This window comes from Pseudomonas sp. Marseille-QA0332, assembly GCF_054950175.1.
Genome location: NZ_CM143106.1, coordinates 550,118 through 563,280, shown reverse-complemented (window position 1 = coordinate 563,280; position 13,163 = coordinate 550,118). Strand labels below are relative to the sequence as shown.

The following is a 13,163-nucleotide window of genomic DNA, read 5'->3' as shown; positions in this document are numbered from 1 at the left end:
ACCAGGCTTGTACACACCTGCCGCAGGACGACCCGCGCACGGCCCTTTCACCCCTGGAGGAGAGGCTCACATGAAGATTCTGATGGTGCTGACATCCCACGATCAGCTGGGCAATACCGGCAAGCAGACCGGCTTCTGGCTGGAAGAGTTCGCCTCGCCCTATTACGCTTTCATCGACGCTGGCGCGCAGGTCACCCTCGCCTCGCCCAAGGGTGGCCAACCGCCGCTGGACCCCAAGAGCGACGAGGACGATGCCCAGACCGAAGCGACTCGCCGCTTCCGGGCCGACGACAAGGCCAGGCAGGCTCTGGCCACTACCCTGCCGCTGGGTGAAATCGATCCCTACAATTTCGACGCGGTGTTCTATCCAGGTGGCCACGGCCCGCTGTGGGACCTGGCCGAGGATGTGGATTCGAAGACCTTGCTCGAGTCCTTCTATGCTTCCAACAAGCCCATCGCCTTGGTTTGCCACGCCCCTGGCGTACTGAAGCATGTCGATGCGCCCGACGGCCATCCGGTGGTGAAGGACAAGCAGGTGACCGGCTTCAGCAATGCCGAAGAGCAGGCCGTGGGTTTGTCCGAGGTGGTGCCGTTCCTGGTGGAAGACATGCTCAAGGCCAAGGGCGCGCGGTATTCCAAGGGCGAGGACTGGGCCAGCCATGTGGTCGAGGATGGGCACCTGATCAGCGGACAGAACCCGGCCTCGTCCGAGGCGACGGCCGAGGCGCTGATCAGGCGTCTGCGGCAGGACCCTTCCTTCTGAACGTGCGGCAGGCAAGGCGCTCAGCGACGAACCGCCTTGCCTGCGCGTGGGGCCAGGCGCGCGGCCCAGTTGCCGCCATGCGTCGAGGCGCAGCGCTCTTCGCAGTCGAACCGCAGGTGCTTGGCGATATCGTCGACGACGATACCGATGGCCTCGAACGCCGCCAGCGTCAGTGCCTGCATCCTTGCGTTGCCCGAGCCGGCGGCCGCGGCCTGCATGTTGCGCTCGTTGTCGAAGATCCAGGTGACGATCAGCGTGTCGGGAAAACGCGTATGGTCCACCCGATGGGTCAGCCATTCGAAGCCTGTGATTTCATGCTTGGCCAGCTCGCAGGCCCAGGTGAGCGCGCGGGCGAGCTCACGCTCGATGTTCGAATGCTTGCTTTTGGACGAAGCCATCGTGGTTCCTTTACGGGATTGAAAAATGGTCCCCTCGATCAGGGCGAACATGATGGGTTTCCTAAGGGACGGCATCAACCCCGGCAAGCCGGATCTTGAACGGCCGCGGCCGGCGCGCCGGACCTGCCGCGATAGAGCGCGCAGCTCAGTTTCAGGATTTGCCAGGCTCCAGAGACAGTTGCCCCTACGCGCGGGCCGTGCCAGTGAAGCGAGAGCGATGGTCGCCTGGCAGACCCTGGCCCCATGTTGCCGGCCATCGCGGCCGGTCCGGCACCGCCGCAGCGGCGCTTCCACGAGCTGGAGGCACGACCAGGCCCTGCCTTCACACCGGGCCCATTCACAACAGCCGGCGTATGTCCTCGACGACCTGCCGGTTCACCCATACCCCTTCGGCCAGCGAGCGCCGGCGCGCGTCGAAGCGACGCTGCGAAGGCAGGCGCGCGCCTTGGCCGGTGATCGCGTCGAACAAACGTTCGGCCCGCTGCATGCCAGCTTCGACCTCTTCGCCCAGAAATGCCTTCGGATCGAAGGCCAGCAGCAGTTCCCCATGGCATGGCGTCGCCCCTGCCCCGCCGTCGAAGGCCATGGACTCGACGCTGGTCAGGTCGCCGATCAGCGCCCCGGCCAGCAACTCGATCATCGCTGCCAAGGCTGAACCCTTGTGCCCGCCGAAGGTTTGCATGGCGCCTGCCAGGGCTGCCGAGGCATCGTTGGTCGGCAAGCCGGCGCTGTCCAGCGCCCAGCCGTCGGGGATCGGCTTGCCCTGGCGGGCATGCAGCTCGATGTCGCCGCGGGCGATCGCGCTGGTGGCGAAATCGAACACGAACGGCTCGCTGTCCGGGCGGGGCCAGGCGAATGCCAATGGGTTGGTACCGAACACCCCCTTCTTGCCACCGGCCGGAGCCACCCAGCTATGGCTGGGCGTCATCGCCATGCCGACCAGCCCATGCCCAGCGATGGCTTCGACTTCGGGCCAGAGCGCCGAGAAGTGGAAGCAGTTGCGGATCACCAGCGCGGCGATGCCCTGGCTGCGCGCCTTGTCGACCAGCATCGGCAGGCCGGTCCGCAAGGCCAGGAGTGAATAGCCATGATGCGCATCGACCTGGACGATCGCCGGCCCCTTGTCATGGACGCTAGGCAGGACACTTGGATCGACCTTGCCCGAGCGCAGCGAGCGCACGCAAACCAGCACTCGGTACAAACCATGCGAGTGGCACTCGTCGCGCTGCCCTTGGGTGATCACCTCGGCGATGGCCTGGGCATGCGCCTGGGACATGCCATTGGCGAGCAGCGCCTGGGTCGCCAGCTCGTGAACCTGTTCGAGGCTCATGTGGATCGAATCGTTCGTGTTCATGTCGGCTTGCTCCCTGGATGAAACCACGGCAGCCCAGGGCTGCCGCGATGGATAGGCAAGTAGCGGGTTGCTGTCGAGTCGAGCGGCGACTCAGCCAGCGTGGGCGGGGGCCAGGTGAGTGGCGCTGGAGTGCGCGCTGGCCGGTTCCTGTTCTTCGTCGCCATCCAGACGAACCAGGTGCGCCGGCACACCGGTACGCGCGCCCCAATAATAGATCCCCAGCGAACAGACGATGACGATGACGTTGTCCAGCGGATGGGCAAGCACGCCCAGGCCACCGAAGCTGCCGAGCCAGGAGAGCACGATGATCATCGCGTAGAAGCCCACCAGCCAGAGCGACGAGCGCACTTGCTGCTTGAGCGACAGGTGTTCGGTAGGGACGAAGCGACCGCACGCCAGGTACACCAGGAACATCAGGATCTGCAGGCTCAGCAGCCAGGACACGGTGCTCCACCCCGACCAGTAGACGATCAGCGAAGCGATGATGAACGATACCGGGCCGAGCAGGCCCATGGCCTTGACTCGGAATGGCCGAACCAGGTCCGGCGCGCTGCGGCGCAGGGCGGCGACCGAGACCGGCGCGACCGCATAGCTGAGCACCAGCGCAGCGGATACCACGTTGATCAACGCCTCCCAGGAGGGGAACGGCAAGGTCCAGAAGATCGACATGGCGAAGGTCAGCCACAGCGCCGGACGGGGAATGCCGGACTGTTCGTCGATGCGCGTGAATACCTTGAAGAAGGTCCCGGTGCGGGCCCAGCCGTAGATCACTCGCGGTGTGGCGTTCATGTAGATGTTGCCGCAGCCGCTTGGCGAGACCACCGCATCGGCCACCACCAGGTAGGCCAGCCAGCCCACGCCCAGGGCGATGGCGATGTCACGGTAGGGCAGGGAGAATGCCTGGCTGATCTGCCCCCAGCCGTCGACCAGCATGTCGGTCGGCACGCTACCTAGGAACGCCAGCTGCAACAGCACATAGATGGCGGTGGAGAGCAATACCGACAGAATCAGGGCGATCGGGATGGTGCGTTGCGGGTTGCGCACCTCGCTGGCGACCGAGATGATCGGGGTCAGCCCCAGATAGGCGAAGATGATCCCGCCACCGGACACCGCCATTTCGATACCGGACATGCCGAATGGCGCAAAGCCCTGGACCTGGAGGTTCTGCGGCTGGAAGAAGCTGTACAGCACGACGATGACCAGCAGCGGCACGATGAACTTGAAGGTACTGATCAGGTTGTTGGTCTTGGCGAAGGTCTTGACGCTGCGGTAGTTGACCACGAAGAACAGGCACAACAGGGCGAACTGCACCAGCCAGCCGGCCAGCGTCGCGTCGTTGCTGCCCGGCTGAGTCAACTGGGGAAACCAGGCCGCGGCGTACTGGCGCGAAGCCACGACTTCGATCGCCACCAAGCTGGAGAAGGCGATGATGGTGATGAACCCCATCAGGTAACCCAGCAGTGGACCATGGGAAAACACCGGGTAGCGGACCACACCGCCCGCCCGAGGCAGCGCGGCACCCAGCTCGCAATAGACGATGCCCAGCAGCAGCACGGCGAAACCGCCGATTAGCCAGGACACGATGCCGGCAGGTCCGGCGATGGCCGAGACGTGACTGGCGGCGAATAGCCAGCCGGAGCCGAAGATCGCGCCCAAGCCGATGAACGTCAAGTCCATCAGGGAAAGTTGTTTCTTGAATTTGCCTTGGCCTGACATAGCTAAGCCCTATTTTTGTGGATTATTGAAACTAGGCAGCACTGTGTTGGAGATGGTCTTTGCAGGGAAAGCAGGAGCCTCCCATGCTCGAGGACGCAGGCTCAGCGCAGCGCGGTGGGCGGTCCTCGCGGTTTTCGACAGTCCTCGACGCTCCGTCCCAACCCGCCAAGGAACACTGGCGCATTACCTCCAGGTGGTCCGCTGGCGTGTCTGGCACGCGGGGTCTTTTTCTAGGTTGAACCGATCCCGACGCCGAATGCTTGATGCTTTTCGCCAGTCTCGATGACGAATTCAGCACAATTCCCCCTGGACGCTTGACGTTTGCCCCACGCCCGGAGGCATCCTGCCATGCCTGCGCGCACCTCCCCGGACGCCGCTAAATACCTTTTCACCGAGCAGGATCCCCAGCATGGCTGCACAGAACTTGTCCCACGTGAGTGAAGGCCTCGCCACTCATCGCCCCAGGAACATGCAAGAGCTCATGGGTTGCATCTCGCTGATGCAGCCCATGCTCGACGCCATTCCCAATGCCGTGGTGTTCGTCAAGGACGCGCAGGCTCGCTACCTGATGGCCAACCGAACCCTGGTGGAGCGTTGCGGCTTGAAATCGCTCGCCCCCCTGTTGGGACGTACCAGCGCCGAAGTCTTCCCGGCGCAACTGGGGCCTGGTTACACCGAACAGGATCGCCGCGTGCTGGAGAACGGGCTGGTGCTGCAGGACCAGCTGGAGGTGCACCTCTACGGCAGCCAGGAACCCGGCTGGTGCCTGACCCACAAACGGCCGATCCTCGACCGGCGCGGCGAGGTCATGGGGCTAATCGGCATCTCGGTGGACTTGCAGTCTGCGGCCCAAGCCCATCCGGCCTACCAGCGACTGTCGGCGGTCGACCTCTACATACGCCAGCACTACCACCTGCCGATCACGCTCGAAGACCTGACCCAGGTCGCCGGCCTCTCGGTCGCCCAACTGGAACGCTACTGCAAGCGCATCTTCCACTTGACGCCTCGCCAGATGATCCACAAGGCCAGGCTGGAACAGGCCCATCTGCTGCTGCGCACGCAGCTGCCGATCACCGAGGTGGCGCTGCGCTGCGGCTATTCCGACCACAGCGCTTTCTCGCGCCAGTTCAAGACCATGACCGGCTTCACGCCGCGCCAGTATCGCCAGGCCACGCGGGCCTGAAAACGCTGACAGCCGACCTGGGCGAATCGCTGACAACGCACGGAGGACTTGATTGTATAAAATCTACATTGTATAAAATCTTCAATCCGCCCGGACGAAGCCCTGCCGGCTCGTACCGCCAGGGCTGCCCATGCCATCGAAGGACCACGATTACAATGAAAAGCATTCACGTCATCGACTCCCATACCGGCGGCGAACCCACCCGCCTGGTCATGGGTGGCTTCCCTGCCCTTGCCGGCCAAACCATGGCCCAGAAACGCGATGCCTTGCGCAGCGACCATGATCGATGGCGTCGCGCCGCCCTGCTCGAGCCACGCGGCAACGATGTGCTGGTAGGCGCCCTGTACTGCGAGCCGGTATCTCCAGACGCCACGTGCGGCGTGATCTTCTTCAACAACACCGGTTACCTGGGCATGTGCGGGCACGGCACCATCGGGCTGGTGGCCTCGCTGCATCACCTTGGGCTGATCTCGCCAGGCGAGCACAAGATCGATACCCCGGTCGGCCCGGTCAGTGCCCTTCTGCGCGAGGACGGCTCGGTAACCGTGCGCAATGTCCCGGCCTATCGCTATCGCCAGAACGTCCCGGTCGAGGTTCCCGGCTACGGTGAGGTACGTGGCGACATCGCCTGGGGCGGCAACTGGTTCTTCCTGATTTCCGAACACGGCCAGCGACTGGAGCTGGACAACGTCGAGGCGCTGACCCTCTATACCTGGGCGATCCTGCAGGCACTGGAGGCCAACGGCATCTTCGGCCAGGACGCAGGCCTGATCGACCACGTCGAACTGTTCGCCGCCGATGCACGGGCCGATAGCCGCAACTTCGTGATGTGCCCCGGCAAGGCATACGACCGCTCGCCATGCGGTACCGGCACCAGCGCCAAGCTCGCCTGCCTGGCTGCCGACGGCAAGCTCGCCCCGGGCCAGACCTGGGTGCAGGCCAGCATCACCGGCAGCCAGTTCGAAGGCAGTTACCAAACGGAAGGCGACCGTATTCGCCCCTTCATCACCGGCCGTGCCTATGTCACAGCCGACAGCCGCCTGCTGATCGACGAGCAGGACCCCTTCGCCTGGGGCATCTGCAAGTGATGCCGGCCAACAAGCCTTTTCCAAGACCGACCGATAGCATGCTCGAGGAGCTTACAATGACTGACAATATCTTCACCGGCTGCATTCCTGCGCTGATGACCCCCTGCACCGCAGAGCGCAAGCCTGACTTCGACGCACTGGTGAAAAAGGGCCGCGAACTGATCGAAATCGGCATGAGCGCGGTGGTCTACTGTGGCTCGATGGGCGACTGGCCGCTGCTGACCGAGGCCGAACGCCAGGAAGGCGTGGCGCGCCTGGTGGCTGCCGGTATCCCGACCATCGTCGGCACTGGCGCGGTCAACTCCAGGGAAGCCGTTTCGCATGCCGCCCACGCCGCCAAGGTTGGCGCCCATGGCCTGATGGTCATTCCACGGGTGCTGTCGCGTGGCAACTCGATCCCTGCCCAGAAAGCCCACTTCAAGGCGATCCTGCAAGCCGCCGCGAACCTGCCGGCCGTGATCTACAACAGCCCTCACTACGGTTTCGCCACCCGTGCCGACCTGTTCTTCGAACTGCGCCAGGAGCACCCGAACCTGATCGGCTTCAAGGAATTCGGCGGCGCCGCGGCGATGAGCTATGCCGCCGAATTCATCACCTCCAAGGACGACCAGGTGACCCTGATGGCAGGTGTCGACACCCAGGTCTATCACGGCTTCGTCAAATGCAACGCCACTGGCGCCATCACCGGCATCGGCAATGCCCTGCCACGCGAGGTGCTGCTGCTGATCAGGCTGTGCCGGCAGGCCGCCGCAGGCGACGCCAAGGCCCGCCGTCTGGCCAAGGAGCTGGAAGAGGCCTTGGCGATCCTGTCCTCATTCGACGAAGGCGTGGACCTGGTGCTGTACTACAAGCACCTGATGGTCCTCAACGGCGACACCGAATACACCCTGCACTTCAATGAAACCGACGCCTTGAGCGAGTCCCAGCGACGCTACGCGGAAGATCAGTACGACCAGTTCCGCAAGTGGTACGCCAGCTGGTCGAGCGAGAACAACCTGGTCTGATAGACCGGCCTTGCCTCTGCGCGACGGCATGCCGCCAGCGTGCCGTCGCCCCTCAAGGCCCAGACCGCCACGGCGGACCGGGCCCATGCTTTCTCGACTCCAGGAGAGCCCATGAATCTTTCAGGTCACATGCTGATCGGCCAACGTGCCGTCATCGGCACCCAGTCCCCCATCCGTGCCATCGACCCTGCCACCAACGAGCCACTCGAACCGGCCTACCCTGGCGGCAACCGCGAGCACGTCGAACGCGCCTGCGGCCTGGCCTGGGCGGCATTCGACCCGTATCGCGAAACTTCGCTGCCAACCCGCGCTGCCTTTCTAGAACGTATCGCCAACAACGTCGAAGCGCTGGGCGATACCCTGATCGACCGCGCCGCGCGAGAAACCGGGCTGCCTCGCGCGCGCCTGCAGGGCGAACTGGGCCGGACCTGCCAGCAGCTGCGTAGCTTCGCCCGCACCGTGCGCGCTGGCGAATGGCTGGACGTGCGGGTCGACGAGGCGTTGCCCGAACGCCAGCCGCTGCCCCGTCCCGACCTGCGTCAACGGCATGTGGCCCTTGGCCCCGTGGCCGTCTTCGGCGCCAGCAACTTTCCCCTGGCGTTCTCGGTCGCTGGTGGCGACACCGCTTCGGCGCTGGCAGCCGGTTGCCCGGTCATCGTCAAGGCGCACAGCGCCCATCCCGGCACCAGCGAACTGGTAGGCCGGGCCGTCCAGCAGGCGGTGCAGGCGTGCGGCCTGCCGGAAGGGGTGTTCTCGCTGCTGTACGGCTCGGGTAACGAGATCGGCATCGGCCTGGTCAGTGATCCGCGCATCAAGGCGGTCGGCTTCACCGGTTCACGCACCGGTGGCATTGCACTGACCAAGGCCGCCCAGGCACGCCCCGAACCCATCCCGGTCTACGCCGAGATGAGTTCGATCAACCCGGTGCTACTGTTCGAATCGGCGCTGTGCAGCCGTGGCGCCGCGCTGGCCGAAGGCTTCGTCGCCTCGCTCAACCAGGGCGCCGGCCAGTTCTGCACCAGCCCTGGGCTGGTCATCGCGATAAAGGGCCAGGCACTGGACACTTTCCAGCAGACTGCCAGCGCAGCCATCGCTGGCAGCGCCGCCCAGACCATGCTCACGCCCGGCATCCACGCGGCCTACGACAAGGGTGTGCAAGCCTTGCGCGGCAACGCCAAGGCGCGCCTGCTGGCCAAGGGCATCGAGGGTGAAGGGTACAACCAGTGCCAGGCCCACCTGTTCGTCACCGCGGCCAGCGACTTCATGAGCGACCCGGCCATGCAGGAGGAAGTCTTCGGCTCGGCATCGCTGATCATCGAATGCGACGACCTGGCCCAGCTCCGCCAGGTCACCGAGTCCCTCGAAGGCCAGCTGACCGCCACCGTGCAGATGGACGACGCCGACGCGGACGCGGTCGCCACGCTGCTGGCGACCCTGGAGCGCAAGGCCGGTCGCATCCTGGTCAATGGCTGGCCGACCGGGGTGGAAGTGTGCGACGCCATGGTGCATGGGGGCCCGTTCCCAGCGACCTCCGACTCGCGCACCACCTCGGTGGGCACGGCGGCAATCCTGCGCTTCCTGCGTCCGGTGTGCTACCAGAACTTCCCCGACAGCCTGCTGCCAACGCCGATCAAGCGGGACAACCCGCTGGCACTCAGGCGCCTGCTCAACGGTCAGCGGGAACACTGACACAACGCTGTGGCGCGGCGGTCGACGCTGCGTCACGGCTTCATACCGGGCCCACCTCGGTGGCTGCCTCAGCGCCATTTGCATACAATATGCAAATTCCAACCGGGGCCTCGAACAGTATCATGGCAAGCTTCAAGACACGTGCGCAGCATGTCGCAGACGACCTGCGCAAACGCATCCTCAGCGGCGAATTCAAGGGCGTCACCCAGCTGCGCCAGGATGCCCTGGCACGCGACTACGATGTGAGCAGGATTCCGGTACGCGAGGCGCTGCTGACGCTCGAAGCCGAGGGGCTGGTCGAATTCCATCCGCATCGGGGTGCCTTCACCACCGAGCTCTCCACCACCACCATCCGCGAGCTTTTCGACCTGCGCGTGCTGCTCGAATGCCGGGCCCTGGGCGAAGCGATCCCGAAGCTGACGCCCGATGAGCTGGACCGGGCCGAACGCCTGCTCGACCAGTACGACGCCGCGCTGGATTCAGGCCGCGACATCGACAACTGGAGCGACCTGAACTTCGCCTTCCATACTGCCTTGTACGGGCCAGCCCAGTTGCCGGAAACCCTGGCGATGATCGGCCAGCTCAACACCAAGTGCGACCGCTACATCCGCATGCAGCTTCTTTATACCCAGGAAATCCAGAAAGCCGAGAAGGAACACCGCGAATTGCTCGACCTGGCACGGACCAAGGACATCGACACGGCCTGTGCCCTGCTCGCCCGGCACATCCGCGATGCCTGCGACGGTATCGTCACCGTCCTGGAAAACAGCTTGAACAGCTTGAACAGCTGACGCGCAGCGCCCTGGCCTGCGCGCAGGCCAGAGCTGCATGCAAGAAACGACGCTGAGCACGGGCCTGGCGGCACGAGACCGAGGCCATGGACCGAACAGAACAATTGTATAAAATCTACGATTAATGAGGTTGAGCGGATGCCTTCACACGAACTTCATCGTTCCAGCGGTCATGCCTGCGACATCGCCGTCGTGGGAGCCGGCATCGTCGGGGTCGCCTGTGCCCTGGCGCTTTCCCGGCAAGGGCACCAGGTGCTGGTACTGGACCGGGACGAACCGGGTCATGGCGCGTCGTTCGGCAATGCTGGCCACCTGGCCACCGAACAAGTCTTCCCGATTGCCGACAGCGCCATTCTCAAGCGCTTGCCCAGCATGCTCCTGGACCCGATGGGCCCGTTGCGCCTGGACTGGCGCTACCTGCCGCGGGCGCTGCCGTGGTTCACCCGGCTGCTGCTGAACCTGCGCCAGCGCCCCTATCAGCACAGCGTCGCCGCGCTGCGCGCCTTGAACGAAGCAAGCCTGCAAGCGTGGCGGCGTCTGCTGGCGTCGATCGACCAGCAGCGGCTGCTCAAGGAGGACGGCTCCCTGCTGGTGTTCGAGCGGCCCGAGTCCCAGGCCGCGATCGACCTGCTCAGGCAAAAGATGCAAGCCCAGGGCGTCGCCGTGGACACCTGGACGGCGCAGGCCATCCAGCGCAGCGCGCCCGAGCTGTCCGAATCGATCCAGGGCGGGCTGTTCTTTCCCGCCACCGGGCATTTCATCGACCCCTATCTGGTGCTGGACAGCCTGGTACAGGCCGCCCGGCAAACCGGCGTGCGTTTCGTTCGCCAGCGTGTCGAGGCTGGGCACCTGCGCGATGGCGTTGTGCTCGATACCGACCGCGGCCCGGTCGTGGCTGGCAAGGTGTTGATCGCCTGCGGCGCCCATTCGGCCGGTCTGACCCGACAGTTGACCGGCCGGGCGGTGCCGCTCGACACCGAGCGCGGTTACCACCTGATGCTGCCCCATGAGCATGATCGGCTGCCAATGGCGGTCACCTCCCTGGAGCGGCGCTTCATCATGACCCCCATGCGCGATGGCTTGAGGTTGGCAGGCACCGTCGAGTTCGCCGGCCTGGAGCGGGCCCCGGACATGCAGCGCGCCTGGCAGCTGCATCGCCTGACCCAGGGCCTGTTCAAGCGCGCCCTGGACACCGAGGCCGCGACCACCTGGATGGGCTTCAGGCCTTCGCTGCCCGACTCGTTGCCGGTGATCGACCAGGCTTGCGAGGGCCGTGTGTTGCTGGCGTTCGGCCATCAGCATCTGGGGTTGACCCAGGCTGCGGTGACCGCCGAGATGGTGGCTTCCCTGACAGGCCCGGCGCCGGCCGGCAGGCCACCCATGCCTGCCCTGGCGCCCTACCGTCTGGATCGGTTCTAGGCTTGCACGAAAAATGCCTGTCCGATGATCAGGTTGTGTTGAAAACAGGCTCGGGAGGCTCGTTCACCTCCAGTCAACCGCGCTGGCCCGCCTGTTTTCGCCGGGGCTGATCGCCGCTCTGCGGGTTCTCCTGCCCTCCCGGGATGGCCCAACGCGTCAACGCCCGGCCAGCTCCTGGTCCACCTCGCGCAGCGACTTGCCACGGGTCTCGCGAGTCGCCGCGACGGCCACGATCGAAATCACCGCCGAGGCCACCAGGTACCAGGCGATCGGCGTCGAGCTGTTGTATGCCTTGAGCAGACTCACGGCGATCAAGGGCGCCAGGGATCCGGCCAGGATCGGTGCCACCTGGTAGCACAGCGACAGTGCGGTGTAGCGGACATGGGTCGGGAACAGCTCGGCCATCAGGGCCGAGTATGGCGCATAGGTCATCGACTCGATGGCCAGCCCCAAGGTGATGGCCGCCATGATCAGCCAGTCGTTGCCGGTGTCCATCATCGGGAAACCGACGAAGCCCCAGAATGCCGTGAGCACTGCCCCGATCAGGTAGACCGGCTTGCGCCCGATGATGTCCGACAGGTAACCCATGGCGGGGATCATGAAAAAGTGCAGCAGATGCGCGCCGAACATCAGCATCAGGATCTGCGACGTGTCCTTGTGCACCACCAGCTTCAGGTAGGTGATGGAGAAGGTCACCACGGTGTAGTAGAGGATGTTCTCGGCAAAGCGGGCGCCGATGCCGACCAGCACCTGCCGCCAGTACTTGCTCAGGACCTCGACCACGCCCAGCTGGGTCTGGGCGACCTGCTGCTGGCGAGCCTGGGCTTCCTTGAAGATCGGTGCATCATCGACACGGGTGCGGATCCAGTAGCCAATCAGCACCACCACCGCGGAGAACCAGAAGGCGACCCGCCATCCCCAATCCAGGAACTGCGCTTCGGACAGGCTGGAGGACAGAATCAGCAGGATCACCGTGGCGACCAGGTTGCCCGCCGGTACGCCCGCCTGAGGCCAACTGGCCCAGAAGCCTCGACGATCGTCCGGGCTGTGCTCGGACACCAGCAGCACCGCCCCACCCCATTCGCCACCGAAGGCGAACCCCTGGATCAGCCGCAGCACGACCAGCAATAAAGGCGCTGCATAACCGATCTTCTCGAACGTTGGCAGGCAGCCCATCAGGAACGTGGTGATACCTACCACGATCAGGCTGATCTGCAGCAGATACTTGCGCCCTAGCTTGTCGCCATAGTGCCCGAACACCAAGCCGCCCAGGGGCCGGGCCAGGAAGCCGACGGCGTACAGGGCGAAGGCGGCGATGATGCCGTCCATGGCGCTCCCGGTCTGGCGGAAGAACAGCTGGCCGAACACCAGCGCCGAGGCTGTCCCGTACAGGAAGAACTCATACCATTCCGCTACCGCGCCGGCCATAGCCGCGGCCACCACGCGCTTGATACCGGCCGGGGCCTGTGCCGTCGTACGTCCTGCTTGCGGGGCTGTCGCAGAGGTCGTGGAAGTCATCGTATCGTGCTCCGATTGCTGGATGAGGTAACCAACCAAGTGCCTGCGTGACTGTCGTGCTGCCGCTCGAGAGCCAGTCAAGACGCCTGCCTGCTTCTTATATAGTATTTCGTATACGATTTTGCATGAAGCAAGATGGAGGCCAGGTTCTCGATCTGCTGATCGATGCCTGTAGATCGCGGCATTGGACACGAACGGGCACCTTGTCGAGTGACGCTTCGGTGCCAAGCTGTTACCTGA

The 13,163-nt window shown here is 64.7% G+C and carries 11 protein-coding genes; 7 read left to right on the top strand and 4 right to left on the bottom strand.

The window, feature by feature from the left end:
* Positions 1-70 precede the first annotated feature (70 nt).
* Entirely contained in the window at positions 71-763 is a 693-nt protein-coding gene (locus ACY8GK_RS02710; RefSeq protein WP_196176324.1) for a type 1 glutamine amidotransferase domain-containing protein, read from the top strand.
* Positions 764-783: 20 nt separating this feature from the next.
* Here the strand turns inward: ACY8GK_RS02710 and ACY8GK_RS02705 are convergent, their stop codons facing one another.
* The 3 genes from ACY8GK_RS02705 to ACY8GK_RS02695 form a co-directional block, all read right to left on the bottom strand.
* Positions 784-1,212: a hypothetical protein gene (locus tag ACY8GK_RS02705; protein ID WP_462402217.1), complete on the bottom strand. Its 429-nt coding sequence runs from the start codon at positions 1,210-1,212 to the stop codon at positions 784-786.
* Positions 1,213-1,498: 286 nt separating this feature from the next.
* On the bottom strand, positions 1,499-2,515 hold the full coding sequence (locus ACY8GK_RS02700; protein WP_462402216.1) for an Ldh family oxidoreductase: 1,017 nt from the start codon (positions 2,513-2,515) through the stop codon (positions 1,499-1,501).
* A 90-nt stretch (positions 2,516-2,605) separates the two neighbouring features.
* On the bottom strand, positions 2,606-4,231 hold the full coding sequence (locus ACY8GK_RS02695) for an APC family permease (protein WP_196176328.1): 1,626 nt from the start codon (positions 4,229-4,231) through the stop codon (positions 2,606-2,608).
* Between the two features lie 469 nt (positions 4,232-4,700).
* On the opposite strand from ACY8GK_RS02695, the gene ACY8GK_RS02690 reads away from it, so the two are divergent.
* The 6 genes from ACY8GK_RS02690 (at position 4,701) to ACY8GK_RS02665 (ending at position 11,405) form a co-directional block, all read left to right on the top strand.
* Positions 4,701-5,414 carry a helix-turn-helix domain-containing protein gene (locus tag ACY8GK_RS02690; protein WP_462402970.1) on the top strand — a complete coding sequence of 238 codons (714 nt, stop codon included), beginning with the start codon at positions 4,701-4,703 and terminating at the stop codon, positions 5,412-5,414.
* Between the two features lie 155 nt (positions 5,415-5,569).
* A complete protein-coding gene (locus tag ACY8GK_RS02685; protein ID WP_462402215.1) occupies positions 5,570-6,502 on the top strand; it encodes a 4-hydroxyproline epimerase in 933 nt (310 codons plus the stop codon).
* 56 nt (positions 6,503-6,558) lie between these two features.
* Positions 6,559-7,506, top strand: a complete 948-nt coding sequence (locus ACY8GK_RS02680) for a dihydrodipicolinate synthase family protein (protein ID WP_196176334.1) — start codon at positions 6,559-6,561, stop codon at positions 7,504-7,506.
* A gap of 111 nt (positions 7,507-7,617) precedes the next feature.
* Positions 7,618-9,195: an aldehyde dehydrogenase (NADP(+)) gene (locus ACY8GK_RS02675; protein WP_196176336.1), complete on the top strand. Its 1,578-nt coding sequence runs from the start codon at positions 7,618-7,620 to the stop codon at positions 9,193-9,195.
* A gap of 122 nt (positions 9,196-9,317) precedes the next feature.
* A complete protein-coding gene (locus ACY8GK_RS02670; RefSeq protein WP_462402214.1) occupies positions 9,318-9,986 on the top strand; it encodes a GntR family transcriptional regulator in 669 nt (222 codons plus the stop codon).
* Between the two features lie 138 nt (positions 9,987-10,124).
* The gene (locus ACY8GK_RS02665; protein WP_462402213.1) at positions 10,125-11,405 is read left to right on the top strand and encodes an NAD(P)/FAD-dependent oxidoreductase; all 1,281 of its coding nucleotides are present in this window, start codon (positions 10,125-10,127) and stop codon (positions 11,403-11,405) included.
* 156 nt (positions 11,406-11,561) lie between these two features.
* Here ACY8GK_RS02665 and abaF read toward each other — a convergent pair whose 3' ends face one another.
* Complete coding sequence (abaF, locus tag ACY8GK_RS02660) at positions 11,562-12,923, bottom strand: fosfomycin efflux MFS transporter AbaF (protein WP_329604753.1); 1,362 nt, start codon at positions 12,921-12,923, stop codon at positions 11,562-11,564.
* Positions 12,924-13,163 lie beyond the last annotated feature (240 nt).

Coding starts and splice junctions, on each gene's coding strand:
- ACY8GK_RS02710 (WP_196176324.1), top strand. CDS start 71: ATGAAGATTCTGATGGTGCTGACATCCCACGATCAGCTGGGCAATACC.
- ACY8GK_RS02705 (WP_462402217.1), bottom strand. CDS start 1,212: ATGTTCGCCCTGATCGAGGGGACCATTTTTCAATCCCGTAAAGGAACC.
- ACY8GK_RS02700 (WP_462402216.1), bottom strand. CDS start 2,515: ATGAACACGAACGATTCGATCCACATGAGCCTCGAACAGGTTCACGAG.
- ACY8GK_RS02695 (WP_196176328.1), bottom strand. CDS start 4,231: ATGTCAGGCCAAGGCAAATTCAAGAAACAACTTTCCCTGATGGACTTG.
- ACY8GK_RS02690 (WP_462402970.1), top strand. CDS start 4,701: ATGCAAGAGCTCATGGGTTGCATCTCGCTGATGCAGCCCATGCTCGAC.
- ACY8GK_RS02685 (WP_462402215.1), top strand. CDS start 5,570: ATGAAAAGCATTCACGTCATCGACTCCCATACCGGCGGCGAACCCACC.
- ACY8GK_RS02680 (WP_196176334.1), top strand. CDS start 6,559: ATGACTGACAATATCTTCACCGGCTGCATTCCTGCGCTGATGACCCCC.
- ACY8GK_RS02675 (WP_196176336.1), top strand. CDS start 7,618: ATGAATCTTTCAGGTCACATGCTGATCGGCCAACGTGCCGTCATCGGC.
- ACY8GK_RS02670 (WP_462402214.1), top strand. CDS start 9,318: ATGGCAAGCTTCAAGACACGTGCGCAGCATGTCGCAGACGACCTGCGC.
- ACY8GK_RS02665 (WP_462402213.1), top strand. CDS start 10,125: ATGCCTTCACACGAACTTCATCGTTCCAGCGGTCATGCCTGCGACATC.
- abaF (WP_329604753.1), bottom strand. CDS start 12,923: ATGACTTCCACGACCTCTGCGACAGCCCCGCAAGCAGGACGTACGACG.